Source organism: Salinimicrobium oceani, from assembly GCF_012037645.1.
In genome coordinates this window covers 1-554 of sequence record NZ_JAAVJR010000310.1, presented here as the reverse complement: position 1 = coordinate 554, position 554 = coordinate 1, and the positions used below count along the sequence as shown (strand labels likewise).

At 42.1% G+C, this 554-nt stretch carries 1 protein-coding gene; it reads left to right on the top strand.

Features of this window, described 5'->3' with window-relative positions; genetic code table 11:
• Positions 1 to 554: class I tRNA ligase family protein (locus HC175_RS16900; RefSeq protein WP_168139515.1), on the top strand; the 554-nt coding region annotated here is incomplete at both ends.

Here is a 554-nt window from a genome sequence, read left to right as displayed (position 1 = left end):
AAGCTGGTGAATTCATGGGAAGTTTCAGATGAAGTTTCTCAGCCGCAATCAGCTAAAATAGCTGTGGATTGGTTTAAAGCAAAATTTCAGAAGACGCTGCGGGAGATCGATGACAACTATAAAAAATACCGCATTAGTGATGCTTTGATGGCCACTTATAAGCTGGTTTGGGATGACTACTGCTCCTGGTTCCTGGAGATGGTAAAACCCGCTTTTGGGCAGCCAATGGACCGCAGCACGTATGAGGCCGTAACAGAGATCCTGGAGGAGAATTTAAAGATCCTTCATCCTTTTGTGCCTTTTATTTCTGAAGAGATCTGGCAGTCGATGAAATCCCGAACTGAGAAAGAAGCACTGATCATTGCTACCTGGCCAAAAATGGCAGATTTTGATGCTTCTCTTATTGAAGAATTCTCCATTGCTTCTGAAGTTATTTCGGGAATAAGAAGCATCAGGAAAGAAAAGAACATTTCGTTTAAGGATCAGATCGAGCTGCAGGTGATGAACAATGAAAATGCTGCAAAAACCTTTGATCCGGTGATTGAAAAATTAGG